The following is a 16,862-nucleotide window of genomic DNA, read 5'->3' as shown; positions in this document are numbered from 1 at the left end:
AATGCAGCAACTACTTCGCCAATGCCGGATACGCTTCCGTCAAAACCTGAAAGGCTCTAATGCCGAGCATCGAACAGCGGCTCCAAGTTGCCGTTGCTCAAGGCGTCGTAACGGTTGACGCTGCGACCGCCGCCGCGCGTCCCGAACGCTCAACTCAATCATTGCGGCCTTCGCCAGCCCGTCGTCTCTTCCTCGTTGAGACCGTCCCTGCCGGTCCTGCCAACAGTTACGGCATCGCCGTCGTCACCGATGAAGTCGATTATCCAACCGTTCTTCTCGCGGGAGAATTCTTGCATGTAGCAGACGCACCCCTGCGGATTCACTTCGGAAAGAGGAACGTCAGCGCGAGACGGAAGCCGATGCCTTCCGGGCCGTTCTCCGGTGCATCCGCCCAATAGCGGATGCCTGCCGTTAGGCTGATCGGCTGCTAGTCGATGGTGATCAGCTTGGCAACTGCGAAGTTGATCGGCACCGACCAATCGTTCGTTTCCCAATTACAGGTGGACTCGGTATTCAGCGAGAATGTCCAGGCGTCCTTGGTCGTGTAGGAGATGAACGGCTGGAGGAACGTCGAACTCACATCCTCCCGGTCGCTTTGACCGGCGAACGACCAGATGTGGTTCCCGAGAAAGCCGTAAGTCCAGGGGCCGTCCTGTTTGAGAACGACGGCTGTCGGCCCAGCGCCCCACTTACCGCCACCAAGGAGCTCGTCGGTCGCGGTGGGAAGGAGGAATACCGGTCCGGCACCCCAGACGATACCGGTCTCCGTCGGTTTGGCTGGGGAGAGAAAGAAACTCTGCAACGTGTCGCCGAGACCGAACTGAGTTCCGGATGGCCCGGCGATGTCGTTCTGCCATGTGACCGGGAGGATGGTCCTCGATATGAGGTTCCAGTCCTCGTTCAGAGAAAATGGAATGACAGGCTGTATGTTCAGCGTTGCCTTGTCACGATCTTCGGGACCGTAGCCGTGGTCATAGTTGAACTGGAACGGGACGCTGATCAGCGAAGCGATCGGATTCGACAGCTTCTTCGCGAGTTCTTCGCTCGACTGGGCGTTTGCTCCACCTGAGGACAGAACCAGCGCCGGCAAGCGGCATCAGCCGACAAGTCATGAGCTTCCTTGACGTCTCACCGTACCGAACTCTATCTGCTGTCCCAGAAGTCGTTCTCAGAAGTGGATAACGACGCCGAGGATCAAAACTGCTGCGTTCGCCATCCCCGTCGCGTCCGGTTGACACGGCCCGCGCTCTTTACCGGAATGTCAACGCAGTCCAATAGTTCCTCCCGGCTTGCCGATCTTGCCGAGGACGTCTGGTCCCCCATCTATTGGGGACTGTGACTACGGGGGTTGGGATGACGGACTGGCTTGGAAATGTCGGTGTGCATGTGGATCTGCTCCGAAACCTGGCTGTCCTTGTCGTCGCCTACGTCCTGGCGCTTCCGATCGCCTGGGATCGAGAACGCAATGAACGAAGCGCCGGCCTCAGGACGTTTCCTCTCGTGGCGATCGCGGCGTGCGGCTTCATTCAAGCCGCCGAAACAGTCACCCACGACAGCCCCGAAGCGACCGCAAGAATTGTGGAAGGTATAATCAATGGCGTCGGCTTCATCGGAGGCGGCGCGATCCTTGTCGGAAAGGCGAGCATTCGCGGTACGGCAACGGCAGCAAGCCTGTGGGCTACGGGGGCGATCGGCGCGGCTGTCGGCTTAGGAGCCTACGAGACGGCGATCGTCCTTTCGATCGCGACGTTCGCGACGCTCCGCCTCATGATTCCCTTCAAGGCAGAAGGGAAGGACGAACGCGAGTCTGGAACCAGTCCGAGTGAGGCAACGGACAATCCACCTCGATGAATCGCTCGGCCACGAGCATAAGCGCCGACAAGCGGAAATCGACGTGCGCCTCTCGCGGTGAAGCTTTCGTCCATCGAGCAGCTCACGGAAGATCTGACGCCAGTGGGCATCACTATTCCCTCCGCGGATCGCTACGCCGGTCATTCAGAGCACGATCCACTGCTGCTACGATCTCCCCTGGCGTGCACGGCTTCATGAGAAGCTCCCCTACCGCGAAGGACGGCTCGATGTCCGCTCGACAGCTTCGGCCACGTCGCCAGCGTGACGTGTTCGCGATACCCCGCTTCGTCGAGGACTGACTCGATGTCGAGTGCGATGAACGGCTCGTCTTCGAGGATCAAGATGAGAGCCATGGCTCTCCTTTCGGGGCCTTTCATCGCTATATCAACCGAGGAGCCATGTCACCTCCGACCAGTACCGCAGAGACTGGAACGGCGCGCAACAATCTGAAATTTCCCGCGTTTAACCGAACCCCGCCAGACGCTGGACAAACCAGAACGCGGAAACCATACCGATGAAGTAGGCCACCCATGGCCGTAGCCGGAAAACGTCGAATGCCAGAAGCACGCGGACGCCAGCCACCACCAGCAGAACGACCCCGACAAAGACAAGCTGCCTTGCTCGACACCGAGATTGAACGTCAGCAATGCCGGCGGCACGTCCTTCTGCGGCAGCCCGATGTCCCGAAGCGCGCCGCCGAAACCGAAGCCGTGAAGAAGTCCGAACAGGAAGCTGACCAGCCATGGATAGCGGGTGGAAAGATTGCCCCACTTTCCACCGACGATCTCGCACGCGACGAACATGATGCTGAGGGCAATCAGGGCCTCGATGGGCGCTTGCGGAGCTGACGCGAGTCCGAGGGCGGAAAACGCCAGTGTCACGGAATGCGCCGCGGTGAACGCGGTGATCGCCAGCAGCAGCGAACGTGTATTTCGAATGAGAAGCAGAAGTGCGAGGACGAACAGCAAATGGTCGAAGCCCAGCATGATGTGTTCGACACCGAGAGCAAAATAAGTCCGGGCGGTCTCGAAGGCGTTCGGTTGAGCCACCACGCTCGCCTCCCGTGTTGATGAAATCGTCAATCGCCTCTGCGGCACGGTATCGCAGCCCGTCAGCAGCAGCGATCCCTGCCCGCCTGTCTCATCGATCTTCAGCGGCCTTCGTTCAGACGCCGACCGGACCGCGGATCAAGTTCGCAACGCGCATGCTCAACTCAATCGACTCGAACGGGAACTGCCGTGACGGCGACCGGAGCGGATCATCTGGTCCGTATGTGAGGCGTCACCACTCAGACCGACTTTGCGCTTTTGGCAAGTTCCCAATTGATGCTCTCTGCTAGATCCGGGAAAACTTCGTGATCTGACGCCAAACAATCAGGCCCGCTGCGCGTTTATCACATGATCGCTCACTCCGGCATTTAAGGCGCGGCGTCGCAGTGGTCACGGGTAATATGTGGCTAGGTCTGCTCGGATGGCTGGCACACACTACGATCGACGAGGCGAAGGCGAGGGGGAAGACGACTTTCACCCAAGACTTGGCCTTGCACATCATCTGCAAGGTCATCTGGCTCGCCTACCCCGTCTTGTTCGCAACGCTCTCGCATGGTGCGTCTATCTCGCTCTGGTGGCGCTAACGTTCGGTCTGGGATCTCTACCAGGATGGTGGCCGTTATGAGCGGGAAGATCGAGCGCGACGCGCTGCTATGGCTCTTTCCATCTTTTCGGCGAGATCTGCGAAGGCTTCTTTGAACGGCCTTGCAGCTTCCATTTCTTCCCTGGACATGGGTGGGTTGTCGAAGACGCCATCCCAGCCGTCCTTGGAATATCCTCTACCCAGCTGATACTCGGGCATTTCCTGGACTTTGATAACCATCAGAGCATGCTCCTCTCGCGGAGTTAGAGCGGGTGTATGCGGCTCACGTAGTGAACTAGAAAAGTCGCCGTCGGTTGCAAGATACCTGGAGCTGACTGCGCGTCCGCCTCTCACAAGGAAAACTCTAATGGACCCTTCGATTGCTCCGGCCTCGCGGGCCGCAGTGGTGACGCCGAACGATAGCGCCATTGTGGGCGCACGGGCGCTCTATATCGGGACGGCAGGCGATGTTGCCATTGCGCCGCGCCGGGACATGGATCCGGTCATCTTCAGGAGCGTGCCAGCGGGGACAATCCTACCGGTTCATGCGGCCATTGTGGCGCTCACCGGAACCACCGCGTCCAACATCATCGCGTTGTTCTGATGGACAACGGCAAGAACGTCGCGCTGAACGAGATCCCGACGCTCACAGCGAGGGCAAGGTTTCGCAGCCCATCTTCGCGGTCGCTCCGACTCTTGAAGAGTGGAAAAAGATGAAGACGCTCGGCTACGGCATCTCAGGGCTCATTGCCTTCGCCGGCCTGACGATCGGCGGCATCATTGCCTATGCAAGCGATGGCGCGGTGGCGGCACTTCGGCCCTGGTTGAAAATCAACTGACCGGCTCGGATCAAAAAGGAGCCCCGCCGAAGCGGGGCTAGTGATCGCTGGAAAGTACCGGACCGCACAGGAAAGGAAGGGAAGCGGACACCCCAGTGTGGGGCGCCTGTGCGATCCTCGCCGCCTAACGTGAGATTGCCAAGAAAGTTCCCGGGTTCCGGACCAACTAATAGCTCCTAACGGACACGAGAGCGGATCGCGAAGATAGCAAGGGGTTGCTGCTGGAGACAGGAGACTCCACTGCGCGATCCGCTCCGGCCCAAGTAACACTTTTGTGTGACAATAGTTCCGATACGATACTGCGAAGTAAGAGTATTATCGACGTCAAGCGACCATCCATCCTGAGCATCAGTTGTGTGGCAACTGAGAAAGGGAAGTATACTCAATCACACCGGTCGTTCTGCCGCTTCGGCTATTTCAGGTTGTTCTTTAGCTGGAGTCGGTGTTGCGTCGTCCATAATGCGCCGTTTTCCCATATTGAGCCATGCTAATGCCAAAAAAAGCCCCGCCTTAGGTAGGACGGGGCTAGTTATGGGTTGCGACGGGCCGCACATCGAAGTGTCGAGAGGCTGCTGTGGTCCATATCTCAGCACGGCCTAAAGTCCTACGACTCCGGTGCCTATTATTATTCCCGTCCTAAGTTCTTTTTATGAGCCTTCGCTTGGCCATGTAATTCCAGCAGTTTTTCATAGTGCTCCTCGACCCTCCTGCATGCCTCCCGGGACTGCACTTCCACCGCCGGTAATACATCAAAAGGACGCCCCGATCGTCCTTTGAGCAATCTGGGCAAAAGCGCATCGTCAGGACCAAGCTGTACGGGTTCGTGTTTGGAGCAGTGCCATGGAGCTTGTCGAATACTGCCTGCACAAGCTTGGAAGCTTTTTTTATAACACTTACTATCTGAATGGTGGGGCAATGGCGCTCAGTTTCGCCATTTCCATTGGTTTGGTTCTGACGGTTTTCGCGGTGGAACTCACCTATGTGGGGTTCGGCAATTCCGGGTTCCGTCGGGTTTTCTTCGAACGCAGTAAATCCACAATCACCGACATCGTCTATTTCGTCCTTCAGGCGACGGGAATGATTACGCTATTCGCGGTGCTCGCATCATTTGGTATGTCCTATGCCATCACCCGCGCGGCTCAGGATGCCCCCCACCTGGACCTTGCCCGGAGGCTGCCAGGCTGGGCACATGTTCTCTTATTCCTAGTGCTGACAGACTTCTTGAGTTACTGGCAGCATCGGTTGATGCACCGGCTGCCCGTACTATGGCGGCTGCACGAATTTCACCACGCAGCCGAAGAGTTCAACGCGCTGACTTCGTCGCGGGAACATCCGCTGGAGAAGGCCATAAACATGGCCATTATGGTCGTTCCGGCGCTGCTTATCGGCCTGCCAACGGCCGAATTCGCCGTCGTGACCATCACCTTTGGCGCCATTGGTCTGGTCAAGCACAGTGCCATTCCCTGGCATGGCTGGTTTGGCAAATACGTGATCCAGTCACCACGCGACCACTTCATCCACCACTCCCGAGTGCGGGAACATCACGACAAGAATTTCGCCAATTATTTCCCGATTTGGGATCATTTGTTCGGCACCTATTACAAGGGCGATGCAGCCGGTGCAAAGCTCGGTCTAGACCGCGACTACTTTAACCAAACCGATCCGTTCCGAGAAACCATCGCCACGGAAATCCGTTTCTTCCAACGCGCGTGGCAAGCTGCCAAGGCCAAGTGCGGCATAAGCCCCATAAGCGGAAAACGTGCCTCGGCCCAGGGGCTGTCGGGCGCGGAAGAGCACCGGTAGCGCAAGGCTGGCATCGCTCTGTTGCTTTCGGGAATCCACGTTGCTGAGATCGAATATCGAGCGTGGACGGATGACGGAAAGCTTCGGCACGCATCCTATAAGGGGCTGCGAGAAGAGCAGGATAACGCTAATGTTTACGAGGTTTGACGATCTTGCTTGCGAGGAAGCCGTATGGCAGCAATTCGGATCGATGTCGCAATGGGAATTGGTGGATTGGACACACGATCCACGTAATGTGCCCGAATGGGAAGATCCCGACGGAGGTTCGGCAATAATCCCTATGCAGCGCATCCTTCACAGCGTCGGCGTTGAGCACGTTGAGGAGATTCTGGAAGCCAACGAGACCCTAAAAGCTATCGACCGCGCGTTCGAAGCTGCGAGGGCAAATTGAGTGGTCGCTCAAGCTGGAACCCTTTTGATCCCGTCGGGGCCGTCCACACATGCTGATTAAAACATCTGCACATCGTATGCACCGATCCATGTTCTCTTGGGCTGCAGCTCGTTGTGTCAATCACCACATGGACGAACAATCTGTGCGATGACGCCTGCATCTTGGATGTCGGCGACCACGAGTTCATTCGGCACCAGTCATGGATTATGTATCGCAAGGCCAGGCTCGAGGAAGCCTTGACGCTGGATAACGGTGTTCAGCGAGGCATATTCATTCCCCGCCAGCCGATGCGTCCTGAGGTTTTCGACCGTGTAGCGGTCGGTATTTGCTCTAGCCAGCACACGCCCCGCAAGATCAAGCAGTACTACGGATGCTATGCGGTTCCCACGCCACCTGCTGCCGACACAGGTTCATGAGCTTTACGTGCCACGTCTATGCACTCGAACCACGCCAGTCCGAGCGGTGAAATATGCCGATCTGTCCAGTCGATCACTGGGGATTCGAGTCAGGCATTCCCGACCACGTCGCCGTCTTCGTCGAGCACGTGCACCGGCAGATAGGTGTTCTTCTCCATCCACTCCCGGACGATAAACCTGATCAAGTCGTTACGCGTCTTGCCGGCCTCGCCGGCCAGATCCCGCAGAGCTTCTTCCATGTCATCCTCGAAGACGATTGATCCGGAGTTTCGCGACAGTAACGCGGCCCGACGAATCATGACCTTGAGATCCGGTCGGGAGACGTCCGCGATCCGGTTCGCGGCGTGCTCAAGCAGAGCAGCGGTATCAGGTGCTTTCGTGTGCGCCTCCAGCCACGTCATCACCTTGCCGCATGTTGCTGCCAAGCATCGAGCCCAGCCTCGGTGAGCATATAATAGCCGGTGCGGTCGGGATACTTCTCCTGCGGGAATGTCTCAAGAAAACCTCTGATCTTGAGCCTCGCGCGACGACATCGTCGATATCGCCCGGTCGCTGGCGCGGCCGGGCAGGTGAGGTGAATCGCCGCCTCTGCCAGACCGGTCTGGTGCTCGCGATTCTTGGCGATGATGCTTAACCAAGCGGAGACGGCAGCACCTCGCGTTACACCGGGAAAGGGTTTCGCCACGCATCGAGTTGTTCAAGCCGTTCGTACCACGCATGTATGTGCCGAAACTCGGCAAGTGGAATCTCAGCGGAGGTCGCATAGGGAAGTGCAGCGGCCAATGCGAAATCTGCGACAGTCAGTGTCTTACCGACCGCGACGCTGTTCGTGGCCAAATGGTTGTCGAGCACGCGAGCATGTAGTCGAAAGCTCGTCTTCGCGTCTTCGATCACGGCGACGTCAGGCTCCCCGCCGAACAAAGGTTTGATCAAGGTTTCAAACCACAGCGTTGCCCCGTGCTGGGTGAAGTGACTGGCATCCCAACTCAACCAGCGCAGCACGTCGATCTGCCGGTGGTCATGTGGCCAGAAATCCGATTCGACGCTGTCAGACAACCGGCACATGATGGCATTCGCTTCCCACAAGGTTCCGGCATCATCCTGCAGCACCGGGACTTTCCCGTTCGGGTTAAGCGCCAGGAATTCTGCGGTGCGCTGTTCTCCGCTTGCCAGGTCAATCCTGACGAACTCGACGTCGGCTTTGAGAAAACGAGCGGCGGCGCAGGCCTTCCGGGGATTGAGCGTCTCGCAATAATAGAGCTTCATCGCCGCCTTACGCATGATCCGGCCCTTCGGATTCAGTCTCGAGAAAGAAGCTCAACCGCTCGAGACTTTGCGACCAGCCGTCTTCATGACCCTTTAGTGACGATGCGCTATCAAATCCACTCTGCCGAAACGTCATTTCTGTTCCTCCGTCGCTTTCCTTTAACGTGATGGTGACGACGGTTTCCGGGCTCGTTTCGCCGGTTCCGATTTCCCAGGCATGGGTGAAGACAAGTCTGTGCGGCGGCTCGACCTCCAGATATTTTCCGCCGACCCAATGCTCTTCTCCATTTGGGGCGATCAGACAGGCGCGGTGTCTACCGCCGGGCCAGGCTTCAAGCCGATCGCCCACCGCCTTGAAACCGTGAGGGCCGCACCATTGCACCAACGCTTTCGGGTCGGTCCATGCCCTGAAAACGAGGTCGCATGGGGCATTGAACCTTCTTACAAAAACCAGATCGCGGGCGTTGCCAGTATCAGTCTCCGGATTTGTCATCTTCGTATCCTTGTTCCTTGGACAAATAGACATCAAGACGATCGAAGCTCTGATCCCAGAAGCGTCTGTAATCGCCAATCCAATCAGAGATTTTCTTCAACGCGTCCGGCTGAAGTTCGCGGGGACGCGAAGTCGCCTCACGGCCGGAGCGGATCAATCCGGCCTGTTCCAGGACCTTGAGATGCTTTGAAATGGCAGGCTGAGACAACTCGAAGGGATCTGCGAGTTCGGCCACGGTCGCCTTGCCGCGAGCAAGCCGCCCAAGGATTGCTCTCCTTGTCGGATCTGAGAGTGCGGAGAAAATCGCATCGAGGCTGCTATCCATATATCACCATGTGGCTATATAACCGAGTAGATATATGTCTTATCGCGAGATGTCAAAGGCAATCTTAACGGATCCCCTCCGATGAACGGGCTGCCGATGTCTTGTGCGAACGGGCGATGTTGCTCTACGCAAAGGCGCGAGGACAGCCCGGCCAGGTGAGGGGGCGGTGTAAAGCGATGACGTACATCTCTTCTTGAAGGATCGCTGATCCGGAACCGTGATGCCATCCCCCCTCATCCAACAAGGCGACTGACGTCATAATGTCCGATTTCACAAGCTGTTCGGGCTGGACCTTCCGGGTGCTGTCTCAGGTGCTTCACGGCTTATGTCCGGGGCAATTCGTGCAAGGCGTTTCATATGTTTTGAAAAGCCAGAATGCTGGTTGAAGGACACGCTCGGAAAGCACGCGCTTCGAAAGGCGTCGAGCTGGGAGTAAGGTCGACTGATCACCAACTGGGCCCGCCGTGGAGATCAAGGACGGGGGATAGTCTCCGATGGATTGACGGGTCGCCCGGTGTCAGACAAAACGCATCAGCAGGAGTTTATCGATGCGTGTTGCCGCCATCCTCTTCATAGCCGTGTGCTTATTCCTGGCGGGGGCGACCGCTTCCCGCGCATATGTGAGCAACTCGAACCTTTGGCTGCTCGCCACCGCGCTTGTTCTCTACACATTAGGCAATCTTTCGATGATCGCTCTCATGCGGACAAGCGGGCTTTCCCTTGCCATTTCGTTGTCGTCGGTTGCGCAGCTCATCGCAATCAACGCGATCGCCGTCTTGGTTTTCGACGAGCGGCTCGGCTGGCATCAGGCGATTGGCGTCCTCCTCGGAATAGCATCGGTTACGCTCATGGTGATCGGATGAATGGCTCTCAGCGACGCTTCCTTGACCACGGCGAATGGCAGTCGTGGGGCGGACTCTTCTGGACGCGCAACGGCCGCGGTGTTGGACAAGAGGCTCGGCCGAAATCAGGCTTGGGTGCCAAGGCGACCTGAACATGTACGATATCATGCTTCTTTTCCTTGCTGGCTTGTTGGCAGGCAGCATGAACGCGTTGGCGGGCGGCGGGTCGTTCGTATCCCTGCCTGCGCTGATATCGGTCGGAGTGCCCTCGGTAGCCGCAAACGCGACAAGCACCTTAGCCTTGTTTCCCGGCGGTATGGCGAGCTCGTGGGTCTACCGTGATGGGGTTAGGAGTGTGTGCGGCGTCGACGTCGCGCCCATCGCCATCGTGACGGTGATCGGTGGTGTGGCCGGAAGCCTTCTATTGCTACTAACCCCATCGAGGATTTTCGATGGTATCCTGCCATGGCTTTTGCTGGTGGCGACATTGATGCTCGCCGCAGGTCCGAGGCTCAGTGCCCAGTTGAAGACGCAGGCACGTCCGAGTGTTCTGGCGTTTGCAACGGTTCAGTTCTTTCTCGGTCTTTATGGCGGCTATTTTGGCGGCGCGGTGGGTCTCATGATGCTTGCGGCATGGAGCGCGCTCGGGGGCGGGGACATCAAGAGCCTCAATCCGACAAGAATGGTGATGGTCACTGCCGCCAACGCGGTCGCCGTCGTCGTCTTCGTACTTGCCGGGGCAATCGTATGGCAGGAGTGCATTCCCATGACGATTGGAGCTGTTATCGGCGGGTGGATCGGAGCGCATATCGGACGAAGGCTGCCATCATCGGTCGTTCGGGTGCTAACCCTCGCGGTCGCCATTTTGACGACCGCGGTGTTCTTTTCGCGAGCTTACCTTTGAGCGGAGGTCCCCTCAGCAATAACTTGCAAGTGAAGGAGCCGAAGCCCTGCAAAATGCTCAAGGGGCTCGACGAATGGATCGCGGGAAAGCGTCGATCCAGCGGATTTGATTGAGAACGCACGAACGATCGTCATTGCCGCCGAATATCGGCGGCACGCAGATGAGGCTGGTGCCCAGTGTTCGCCTTTCCAAATGCGACGATTTGCTGATTGATGGGCGAGAGGCGCGATCCTCTGCTGGATCACTCAACTAGCGCCCGGAATGCGGCGGGCGCGTCCTCGAAGGCGTAGGGACTGAGGAACTGGCGTCGCCAGTTTCTTGTCTAACGGTGAAAGCCGGGCTTCCGATCGAAAGCGATCAGCGCCCATGTCCAGAAGGAACCGAAAGGGAGGCTTCGGGATATCAACCCGCAATATCGCAAGAAATGGATACACATTGTGTATGAGGAAAATTCGTTGTCCTCAGCCTTAGGAGTCATCATTCACCTGGGTAGAGCAGGCGCGAACGGACTTCGGGCAATCGTGGTCATTCTGGAGAAGCAGTATTTCGATGATGTCGGCGTTCCGGAATGATTCGCGGCGTTCGACTTCCTCGCGAACATATCGGCGGCCTTGTTGGCTTCAGCATGGCGGGCACGGAGGCTGGCGAGTGTTTCCCTGCCAACATGCCCAAGCTGACGCTGGCGATGCTAAGGCGACCAAGCGCCTTTATGTCCTTTCATTGTGCGGCCTGCGAAACGAGCTTTGGCATGCCAGCGGATCACGGAACGGTTCTTGCACGGTTACCAATATGTTTACCGCGGGAAGACCTAACGTCATGAAATGGCACAGATCTGGAGAGTTTACTCCCTTGATGCTCGTTGTAAGTGGGCCGGAAAAGTACAAACTTGTCGCAACCCTTTGGGAGGCCGCCAATATGCTGACGGCTTGCTGGCCCATCGACGATGGAGAAGAGTATCTCACAGCGATTAGAGCGTGTCGGGATGCACTTCATGGGGACGTCTCGGCCGAGGACGCACGAGAAGCGCTGATCCGTGCCGCCGACGAAGCTGGCATTCCGGTGATCACCGTCGTTCACTGAGCTTCGCTGCCGACTATGAAATGAGTTCACGGGCGCCTTCGTGACACAGCCCTCTCGTTCCGCCGCGCAGGTCCGTGCCGCTGAACATGACCTTCAGGCCGCGCGCGGCCAGCAGTTCTTTTGGCCTCTCTTCGGCCACAGGTGAAGCTTCCGTTCCTTCATCCACTTGGCGTACGTCTCCGGCGTGTCGATGCCGGAAACGAAGGGAACACCTTCCCAGCAACCGCATGTTCTGCCCGCCGCATTTTACCGTGTCGCCGTCGCCGACAGTCAAAGATGCGCAGATGATCCGCCCAGCAATCGTTGAACGATATCACCACGCTCGGCCGCCTCCAGCTTTCGCCTGAGTGCCTGTTCCTGTTCGTGTGACTTGTGTGGGAAATGCTCGAAGCACCACCAGCGGGTCGCCACGGCCGGAGAAGGACTGTTGCCCCAGCCACCCCACTCCTCGCATCCCTTTTCCTCGCAATAGTGGACATGCATTTGCGGCGCTTCCGTCAGCGGCCGTCTGTCGGTGTCGCTCATCTTTCCTCCTGGAGTTGCCAGCCCGCTTTCGGGACCGGCCACCCCTTCCTGGCCGCGCGGAAATCAGCCTCGGCTTCGGCTTTCTTCTTGGCTTCCGTGATGCCTATTGCCCAAACCGTGATGCGCATGCGGCCGGCTTTGAATACGAAGCGCCGTTCGGTGGTTTGCTTGCCTGCCGTGTATCCCGCGCGAAAGCATGCGCGGGCAACCGACAGGCTAATGCTCTCGCGGAAAGACTGCGGTTGCGACGACCACCAGTCCCTCAGAGCAGTTTCGAACGGCACGGACTTTGGTTGGGGACGGTCAAGCATAGGCCTCAGCCCTGGTTTCTCGTTCAACGTCGCTGACCGGTGATCCGAGCCGCTTTCTCTCATAATTCATCTTGGGCATATCAGTCTCGATGGTAGCTCGGTCGCCAGCCGCGGGCCATGCCTCGGCTCATGGCGCCTTCGGTCAATGCCAACTGCTGGCGAAGGTGACGGATATCTTCCAGCAGGGTGTCTATAGCTGCGTGCGTATCGCCTCTGTGGTAGGCAATCACCTTTGCACGCTCATCATCTTCCACGGCTTCGCCGATCGGCTGCTCTCGCATATCCGTGCTCCGTATTTCGATTTTCAGAATGGCGGCCGCGGCGCCGATGTTCTTATTATGTTCTGATCTCGATGCGAGTCAATAATCAATCGAGGTCAATTGCTTTCTTAGGCGCTGCTTTTGCTCTTGAGCACCCAATACACCTTCTCCCTAACGACCGGCGCCTAGTAGCGTTTGCACCAAGAAATCAAGCAGTGCCATCAACATCGCCGTCTTCGTCGAGTTCATGCACCGGCAGATAGGTGTTCTTCTCCATCCACTCCCGGACGATGAACCGGATCGTGTCGTTACGCGTCATGCCGAATTCGCCGGCCAGGTCGCGAAGAGCTTCTTCCACATCATCCTCCATCGACACGGCGCCGGAATTACGCAGCCGCAGTGCTGCCCGGCGAAGCATGATCTGCAGATCGGCGCGTGAGATATCTGCGATCCGATCGGCGGCGTCTTCGAGGAGAGTTGCGGTGTCGGGGGATGTCATGGGTTCACCTGCGCGCGGTCATTAGGGATGGAGCAGCGAAATTGATGCCCCGCCACGATTTGCCGGTCGAGCGGACAGTCCATCCAAGCTGCCGGCCATCCAAAGGCGTAGCCGCCTAGGAGAGAGGGGCCCCGCCGGAAATTTGCAAATGAAGCGGGTCATCAGGTGCTACTCGTCAATCTCATTGCCATCATCGTCGTACTCCGCCCCGCGGTCAGAGTCCTCAACATAAGTCCGGCATCCCTCTTCAAAAGACGATGAATTGCCCGAACAATCGTCCTCGCTTTGAATGCCGTTCTCCTCCGCCCATTCATAGCCGGCCCTGTGACCCTCGCAGTTGCCGACGCATGAATTCCCGCCGAAGCTCTGGGCGAAGCCGGGGGCTGCGAAGCTTAGCACCAGCAGAACGCTCGCAAACAGTATTGCCATCACCTTCCCCACTGCCAACCTCCCGGACGAGACATTGCGCTTCTGCCACCGCACCTATTGCCCGCGGCATCGTACTGCCAATCGTACTGGCAGTTGCCTGGATAGCGTCTCGTTGGAGTATATGCACCGCCGCCGCAGTTGCCATTGGCGCATACAGCAGCAGCGGTTCCGACCAATGCAAGCCCCACGAGAACCGCGGCGGCCTGCCGTTGCTGGGCAACCATCTGCTCACATTCCAACATGCTCATCCCGCGTCGGTTCACTTCCGCCACGAGCTGGAATTGAAACGCTGGATCTCGCGTTTCCAGCGCCGTCTTGCAAAGCGCGGCTTTGGAAACGGCCGATGGCTTGTTGTTGAATTCAACCGGCGTCGTTGTGCAGCCCGCCACGGCGAGCGACATCGCCACGACGCCGAAACGTCGAGCTAGCAGATACATTTTCACGGATAACCCCTCAGTTGCCCGCTGCCAGCATCGCAGAATTCGGTTCCACGTCAAATTGCATATTAATCTATCGTTAACGCAGCTTTAGGATGTACGGCGAAGGCCGCCATTGGCGAACCGACCATCCCCTCTTACTGTTCGCGCAAGGGCGGCGCCGTCCGACGAAACAAATCTGGAGATCCGCTCGCGAGATATCCACGATCGGGTTGGCGGCGTCCTCGGAAGGGCGCAACGCCGATCAAGAGCTGGTTCGGTGATCTGCATTCGAGGCGCGATCTTGATCTGCTGGGCCTTGGCGATCCGGGCGCCGAGCCGGCCAAGGCGCGTGGCGAATATTTTCCGTCGGCTCTGTCGATTTTTGCCTCAGCCGATCGTCCTTGTCATGATGTGCTGGCACCGCGGTCGTGGCTTCGGCACGTTCTCAGGCAACAGAAGGAGCTATTGTCATGGATAATCAGCATCTGGTCCCCGCCGCCGTGCTCGCGGCCAAGAACGGCGTCCGGTTTCCCAATGAGAGCGAGGAATATCGCATTGCCCGCGACGCGCTGCTGGCCGAAGAGATCGAATTGCGCCGGCACATCGAGCGCGTGGCGGTACAGCGCCGGGCGCTGCCGCCGGGCGGCGAGGTGACGAAAGACTACCGCTTCGAAGGCAGCGACGGGCCGATATCCTTCAGCGAACTCTTCGCCGACAAGGAGACGCTGATCGTCTACAGTTACATGTTCGGCCCGGAACGCGAGCGCCCATGCCCGATGTGCACCTCGCTGCTGTCGGCCTGGGACGGCGAGGTGCCTGACATCCAGCAGCGCGCCGCCCTTGCCGTCGTCGCGCTTTCGCCGATCGGCAGGCTGCTCGCCTTCAAGAAGGAACGCGGCTGGCACCACCTGCCGCTCTATTCCGACACGACGGGCGATTACAGCCGCGACTATCACGCCATCGGCAGGGGCGGCGGCGATGACGCCGCATTCAACGTCTTCACGCGCCGCGACGGCAGCGTCCGCCATTTCTGGAGCCAGGAGATGGGCGAGGTGACGGCCGATCCCGGCGAGGATCCGCGCGGCGCCCCCGACCTGATGCCGCTCTGGACCGTCATCGATTCGACGCCTGAAGGCCGGCCGGCGGACTGGTATCCGAAGCTGTCTTATTGAGATCAGCGGCGGCTTACGCCGTCAGCCGGTGGAGCGGTTTCTGGAGGGCTCGGCCCATTCGATGCTGGTAACCGCGTCATCCGGCAGCGGCGGCGGATCGATGTCGTAGACATAGCCGCTGAGCATGTCGGCGGCGCGTTCCGTCGCCTTGATCTTCGCCTCGGTTTCGGCGACCGCCTTGGAGATCGCCTCGATGCGGGCGCGGAACATGTGGGCGAGCACATCGCGGCCGGACTGTTTTTCGAGCCGTTCCAGATGCAGTCCGATGCGCGAGGCGTGGCGCTCCAGCTCGCTCTTGCTGAAACGCGCCTTGCGCAGTTCCTCGGAGAGGCTGTCCTGCATGACGGCGACGGGATCGAAACTTCCGGGTGCGCGTTCGTCGAGCACCGCATCGGTGACGAGCTTCTCGATCATCACGAGCGCCTGCAATTCGGCCGCATCGGCGAATTCGACGTCGTAGCCGGTATCGTCGTAGACCTTGCGCCGGACCGGATCGAGAAGCAGCCCGTAGGCTTTCTGCAGATTGGCAAAGGCGTCCGAATCACCACCTGAATCGGGGTGGGCAACCTTCGCCAGGCGCCGATAGGCGGCCTTCAGCTGCGCCTCGTCCGCATCGCGTTCAACGCCGAGAATATCGTATGGATCCGTCACGCCTGCTCCCTTGCTCCCCGCCACGTTGCGGGCAGTCTAGGTCTTCTTCTGCATCAGAAGGGCGAAGTTTAGACCGAAACGAGGAAAGACGTCCATGGCCCGAGATGGCGATGGTTTATCCTGATGCTCGACCAAATCATCGATTGTTTAATGTTTTCAATTCGTTGTTCGAAGATCAGCCTGTGGTGATCGAAGCGAGATAACATCTGGCTTCGCCATCGATTTCCAGCACAGTCGCGACCGCCTCCTCGATCAGCAGCGCATCGCCGGCCGCAAGCGCGCCGGTCTCGCCGTCCCGCCGGAATGATAATGCGCCGCGATGGCAAAGCAACAGGCATGTCGAGGGCGAAAGCTGCACGGTCTTGCCGCCATCGACGTCGATGCGGATCAGCGTATGGGCGAGCCCGTCACGGCGTGTCATGACGTTGAGATCGGTGATCGCTCCGTCCTCGAGCCTGGCAGCGACGGGGATGTCCGCCGGGAAGGCCAGCGGATCGCTTGCCGTTGTCAGCGGCACGGGCGTGCTGCCTGCCACATCGAGCACCATGCCGTTGCCATCAAGGATCGCCAGCGTGCGGTCGATGCCGGGAAAGATCGAAAACGGGCCGTCCTCCGCGACCGTCGCCATGCTGATGCGCCAGTCGAAGTCGTTGATCGAAGCGCCGGGTGGAAAGACGGCGATCTCCACCGTCTCTCCCTTGCCGTTTTTCCAGGGCATGCGTTTGTGATCGCTGGCGCGCAGGATCCTCACCGG

26 protein-coding genes and 2 pseudogenes are annotated in these 16,862 nt (G+C 58.7%); 11 read left to right on the top strand and 17 right to left on the bottom strand.

What is annotated here, in order from left to right; genetic code table 11:
• Positions 1–158: 158 nt before the first annotated feature.
• Both G9X64_RS36370 and G9X64_RS04365 read right to left on the bottom strand, forming a co-directional pair.
• Positions 159–296: a hypothetical protein gene (locus tag G9X64_RS36370; protein WP_246270892.1), complete on the bottom strand. Its 138-nt coding sequence runs from the start codon at positions 294–296 to the stop codon at positions 159–161.
• A 23-nt stretch (positions 297–319) separates the two neighbouring features.
• Positions 320–1,097: pseudogene (locus G9X64_RS04365) on the bottom strand (transporter).
• Positions 1,098–1,353: 256 nt separating this feature from the next.
• Here G9X64_RS04365 and G9X64_RS04360 point away from each other — a divergent pair.
• Positions 1,354–1,851 carry an MgtC/SapB family protein gene (locus tag G9X64_RS04360; protein WP_168315281.1) on the top strand — a complete coding sequence of 166 codons (498 nt, stop codon included), beginning with the start codon at positions 1,354–1,356 and terminating at the stop codon, positions 1,849–1,851.
• A gap of 401 nt (positions 1,852–2,252) precedes the next feature.
• Here the strand turns inward: G9X64_RS04360 and G9X64_RS04355 are convergent, their stop codons facing one another.
• Positions 2,253–2,933 (bottom strand): HupE/UreJ family protein, encoded by a 681-nt coding sequence (locus G9X64_RS04355; RefSeq protein ID WP_376766381.1) that lies wholly within the window; start codon positions 2,931–2,933, stop codon positions 2,253–2,255.
• 586 nt (positions 2,934–3,519) lie between these two features.
• Positions 3,520–3,723 (bottom strand): hypothetical protein, encoded by a 204-nt coding sequence (locus G9X64_RS04350; RefSeq protein WP_168315282.1) that lies wholly within the window; start codon positions 3,721–3,723, stop codon positions 3,520–3,522.
• Positions 3,724–3,850: 127 nt separating this feature from the next.
• Here G9X64_RS04350 and G9X64_RS04345 point away from each other — a divergent pair, with 127 nt between their 5' ends.
• The 6 genes and pseudogenes from G9X64_RS04345 to G9X64_RS04330 all read left to right on the top strand — a co-directional run bounded on the left by G9X64_RS04345 (position 3,851) and on the right by G9X64_RS04330 (position 6,932).
• Positions 3,851–4,087 carry a spike base protein, RCAP_Rcc01079 family gene (locus G9X64_RS04345; RefSeq protein ID WP_168315283.1) on the top strand — a complete coding sequence of 79 codons (237 nt, stop codon included), beginning with the start codon at positions 3,851–3,853 and terminating at the stop codon, positions 4,085–4,087.
• A 109-nt stretch (positions 4,088–4,196) separates the two neighbouring features.
• A complete protein-coding gene (locus G9X64_RS36960) occupies positions 4,197–4,322 on the top strand; it encodes a hypothetical protein (RefSeq protein WP_281360116.1) in 126 nt (41 codons plus the stop codon).
• Between the two features lie 840 nt (positions 4,323–5,162).
• A complete protein-coding gene (locus G9X64_RS04340) occupies positions 5,163–6,125 on the top strand; it encodes a sterol desaturase family protein (protein WP_171376016.1) in 963 nt (320 codons plus the stop codon).
• A gap of 39 nt (positions 6,126–6,164) precedes the next feature.
• Positions 6,165–6,272: pseudogene (locus G9X64_RS36365) on the top strand (ATP dependent DNA ligase); the annotation flags it as partial.
• Complete coding sequence (locus tag G9X64_RS04335; protein ID WP_171376015.1) at positions 6,256–6,516, top strand: Panacea domain-containing protein; 261 nt, start codon at positions 6,256–6,258, stop codon at positions 6,514–6,516. The pseudogene G9X64_RS36365 and the gene G9X64_RS04335, both read left to right, overlap by 17 nt.
• Before the next feature lie 113 nt (positions 6,517–6,629).
• The gene (locus tag G9X64_RS04330; protein ID WP_168314997.1) at positions 6,630–6,932 is read left to right on the top strand and encodes a hypothetical protein; all 303 of its coding nucleotides are present in this window, start codon (positions 6,630–6,632) and stop codon (positions 6,930–6,932) included.
• Positions 6,933–7,021: 89 nt separating this feature from the next.
• Here the strand turns inward: G9X64_RS04330 and G9X64_RS04325 are convergent, their stop codons facing one another.
• The 4 genes from G9X64_RS04325 to G9X64_RS04310 all read right to left on the bottom strand — a co-directional run bounded on the left by G9X64_RS04325 (position 7,022) and on the right by G9X64_RS04310 (position 9,016).
• A complete protein-coding gene (locus G9X64_RS04325) occupies positions 7,022–7,333 on the bottom strand; it encodes a CopG family transcriptional regulator (RefSeq protein WP_171376014.1) in 312 nt (103 codons plus the stop codon).
• Positions 7,334–7,592: 259 nt separating this feature from the next.
• Entirely contained in the window at positions 7,593–8,213 is a 621-nt protein-coding gene (locus G9X64_RS04320) for a glutathione S-transferase family protein (RefSeq protein WP_171376013.1), read from the bottom strand.
• Positions 8,206–8,691 (bottom strand): SRPBCC family protein, encoded by a 486-nt coding sequence (locus tag G9X64_RS04315; protein ID WP_168314998.1) that lies wholly within the window; start codon positions 8,689–8,691, stop codon positions 8,206–8,208. Before G9X64_RS04315 ends, G9X64_RS04320 begins: the two co-directional genes overlap by 8 nt.
• Positions 8,672–9,016 (bottom strand): ArsR/SmtB family transcription factor, encoded by a 345-nt coding sequence (locus tag G9X64_RS04310; protein WP_168314999.1) that lies wholly within the window; start codon positions 9,014–9,016, stop codon positions 8,672–8,674. The genes G9X64_RS04315 and G9X64_RS04310 overlap by 20 nt, the downstream gene beginning before the upstream one ends.
• A gap of 548 nt (positions 9,017–9,564) precedes the next feature.
• Here G9X64_RS04310 and G9X64_RS04305 point away from each other — a divergent pair.
• From G9X64_RS04305 to G9X64_RS04295, 3 genes are all read left to right on the top strand, one after another.
• Positions 9,565–9,879, top strand: a complete 315-nt coding sequence (locus G9X64_RS04305) for an EamA family transporter (RefSeq protein WP_168315000.1) — start codon at positions 9,565–9,567, stop codon at positions 9,877–9,879.
• A gap of 133 nt (positions 9,880–10,012) precedes the next feature.
• Complete coding sequence (locus G9X64_RS04300; protein WP_171376012.1) at positions 10,013–10,762, top strand: sulfite exporter TauE/SafE family protein; 750 nt, start codon at positions 10,013–10,015, stop codon at positions 10,760–10,762.
• An 816-nt stretch (positions 10,763–11,578) separates the two neighbouring features.
• A complete protein-coding gene (locus G9X64_RS04295; RefSeq protein ID WP_064655279.1) occupies positions 11,579–11,842 on the top strand; it encodes a DUF982 domain-containing protein in 264 nt (87 codons plus the stop codon).
• A 13-nt stretch (positions 11,843–11,855) separates the two neighbouring features.
• Here G9X64_RS04295 and G9X64_RS36360 read toward each other — a convergent pair whose 3' ends face one another.
• The 7 genes from G9X64_RS36360 to G9X64_RS04260 form a co-directional block, all read right to left on the bottom strand.
• Positions 11,856–12,008 (bottom strand): hypothetical protein, encoded by a 153-nt coding sequence (locus tag G9X64_RS36360; RefSeq protein WP_246270891.1) that lies wholly within the window; start codon positions 12,006–12,008, stop codon positions 11,856–11,858.
• A gap of 104 nt (positions 12,009–12,112) precedes the next feature.
• Complete coding sequence (locus tag G9X64_RS04285; protein WP_171376011.1) at positions 12,113–12,367, bottom strand: hypothetical protein; 255 nt, start codon at positions 12,365–12,367, stop codon at positions 12,113–12,115.
• Positions 12,364–12,678 (bottom strand): hypothetical protein, encoded by a 315-nt coding sequence (locus G9X64_RS04280; protein WP_168315003.1) that lies wholly within the window; start codon positions 12,676–12,678, stop codon positions 12,364–12,366. The genes G9X64_RS04285 and G9X64_RS04280 overlap by 4 nt, the downstream gene beginning before the upstream one ends.
• An 80-nt stretch (positions 12,679–12,758) precedes the next feature.
• Positions 12,759–12,959 (bottom strand): hypothetical protein, encoded by a 201-nt coding sequence (locus G9X64_RS04275; RefSeq protein WP_168311533.1) that lies wholly within the window; start codon positions 12,957–12,959, stop codon positions 12,759–12,761.
• Positions 12,960–13,146: 187 nt separating this feature from the next.
• On the bottom strand, positions 13,147–13,437 hold the full coding sequence (locus G9X64_RS04270; RefSeq protein ID WP_075225169.1) for a CopG family transcriptional regulator: 291 nt from the start codon (positions 13,435–13,437) through the stop codon (positions 13,147–13,149).
• Between the two features lie 168 nt (positions 13,438–13,605).
• Positions 13,606–13,878, bottom strand: coding sequence for a hypothetical protein (locus tag G9X64_RS04265; RefSeq protein WP_168315005.1), 273 nt, complete (start codon positions 13,876–13,878; stop codon positions 13,606–13,608).
• The gene (locus G9X64_RS04260; protein ID WP_168315284.1) at positions 13,866–14,303 is read right to left on the bottom strand and encodes a hypothetical protein; all 438 of its coding nucleotides are present in this window, start codon (positions 14,301–14,303) and stop codon (positions 13,866–13,868) included. Before G9X64_RS04260 ends, G9X64_RS04265 begins: the two co-directional genes overlap by 13 nt.
• 452 nt (positions 14,304–14,755) lie before the next feature.
• Here G9X64_RS04260 and G9X64_RS04255 point away from each other — a divergent pair, with 452 nt between their 5' ends.
• Positions 14,756–15,457, top strand: a complete 702-nt coding sequence (locus G9X64_RS04255; protein ID WP_171376010.1) for a DUF899 family protein — start codon at positions 14,756–14,758, stop codon at positions 15,455–15,457.
• 21 nt (positions 15,458–15,478) lie between these two features.
• Here the strand turns inward: G9X64_RS04255 and G9X64_RS04250 are convergent, their stop codons facing one another.
• Both G9X64_RS04250 and G9X64_RS04245 read right to left on the bottom strand, forming a co-directional pair.
• A complete protein-coding gene (locus tag G9X64_RS04250) occupies positions 15,479–16,108 on the bottom strand; it encodes a J domain-containing protein (RefSeq protein WP_168311535.1) in 630 nt (209 codons plus the stop codon).
• A 175-nt stretch (positions 16,109–16,283) separates the two neighbouring features.
• Positions 16,284–16,859 carry a HutD/Ves family protein gene (locus tag G9X64_RS04245; RefSeq protein WP_171376009.1) on the bottom strand — a complete coding sequence of 192 codons (576 nt, stop codon included), beginning with the start codon at positions 16,857–16,859 and terminating at the stop codon, positions 16,284–16,286.
• Between the last annotated feature and the right edge of the window lie 3 nt (positions 16,860–16,862).

The organism is Rhizobium sophorae (assembly GCF_013087515.1).
Classification (GTDB): Bacteria; Pseudomonadota; Alphaproteobacteria; order Rhizobiales; family Rhizobiaceae; genus Rhizobium; species Rhizobium sophorae.
The sequence above is the reverse complement of the archived record's forward strand: the minus strand, read 5'-3'. Positions and strand labels throughout refer to the sequence as shown.

What these genes read in the sequence shown, in the direction of transcription:
- G9X64_RS36370 (WP_246270892.1), bottom strand. Translation starts at nt 296, where the DNA reads ATGCAAGAATTCTCCCGCGAGAAGAACGGTTGGATAATCGACTTCATC.
- G9X64_RS04360 (WP_168315281.1), top strand. Translation starts at nt 1,354, where the DNA reads ATGACGGACTGGCTTGGAAATGTCGGTGTGCATGTGGATCTGCTCCGA.
- G9X64_RS04350 (WP_168315282.1), bottom strand. Translation starts at nt 3,723, where the DNA reads ATGGTTATCAAAGTCCAGGAAATGCCCGAGTATCAGCTGGGTAGAGGA.
- G9X64_RS04345 (WP_168315283.1), top strand. Translation starts at nt 3,851, where the DNA reads ATGGACCCTTCGATTGCTCCGGCCTCGCGGGCCGCAGTGGTGACGCCG.
- G9X64_RS36960 (WP_281360116.1), top strand. Translation starts at nt 4,197, where the DNA reads ATGAAGACGCTCGGCTACGGCATCTCAGGGCTCATTGCCTTCGCCGGC.
- G9X64_RS04340 (WP_171376016.1), top strand. Translation starts at nt 5,163, where the DNA reads ATGGAGCTTGTCGAATACTGCCTGCACAAGCTTGGAAGCTTTTTTTAT.
- G9X64_RS04335 (WP_171376015.1), top strand. Translation starts at nt 6,256, where the DNA reads ATGTTTACGAGGTTTGACGATCTTGCTTGCGAGGAAGCCGTATGGCAG.
- G9X64_RS04325 (WP_171376014.1), bottom strand. Translation starts at nt 7,333, where the DNA reads ATGACGTGGCTGGAGGCGCACACGAAAGCACCTGATACCGCTGCTCTG.
- G9X64_RS04320 (WP_171376013.1), bottom strand. Translation starts at nt 8,213, where the DNA reads ATGCGTAAGGCGGCGATGAAGCTCTATTATTGCGAGACGCTCAATCCC.
- G9X64_RS04315 (WP_168314998.1), bottom strand. Translation starts at nt 8,691, where the DNA reads ATGACAAATCCGGAGACTGATACTGGCAACGCCCGCGATCTGGTTTTT.
- G9X64_RS04310 (WP_168314999.1), bottom strand. Translation starts at nt 9,016, where the DNA reads ATGGATAGCAGCCTCGATGCGATTTTCTCCGCACTCTCAGATCCGACA.
- G9X64_RS04305 (WP_168315000.1), top strand. Translation starts at nt 9,565, where the DNA reads ATGCGTGTTGCCGCCATCCTCTTCATAGCCGTGTGCTTATTCCTGGCG.
- G9X64_RS04300 (WP_171376012.1), top strand. Translation starts at nt 10,013, where the DNA reads ATGTACGATATCATGCTTCTTTTCCTTGCTGGCTTGTTGGCAGGCAGC.
- G9X64_RS04295 (WP_064655279.1), top strand. Translation starts at nt 11,579, where the DNA reads ATGAAATGGCACAGATCTGGAGAGTTTACTCCCTTGATGCTCGTTGTA.
- G9X64_RS04285 (WP_171376011.1), bottom strand. Translation starts at nt 12,367, where the DNA reads ATGAGCGACACCGACAGACGGCCGCTGACGGAAGCGCCGCAAATGCAT.
- G9X64_RS04280 (WP_168315003.1), bottom strand. Translation starts at nt 12,678, where the DNA reads ATGCTTGACCGTCCCCAACCAAAGTCCGTGCCGTTCGAAACTGCTCTG.
- G9X64_RS04275 (WP_168311533.1), bottom strand. Translation starts at nt 12,959, where the DNA reads ATGCGAGAGCAGCCGATCGGCGAAGCCGTGGAAGATGATGAGCGTGCA.
- G9X64_RS04270 (WP_075225169.1), bottom strand. Translation starts at nt 13,437, where the DNA reads ATGACATCCCCCGACACCGCAACTCTCCTCGAAGACGCCGCCGATCGG.
- G9X64_RS04260 (WP_168315284.1), bottom strand. Translation starts at nt 14,303, where the DNA reads ATGTATCTGCTAGCTCGACGTTTCGGCGTCGTGGCGATGTCGCTCGCC.
- G9X64_RS04255 (WP_171376010.1), top strand. Translation starts at nt 14,756, where the DNA reads ATGGATAATCAGCATCTGGTCCCCGCCGCCGTGCTCGCGGCCAAGAAC.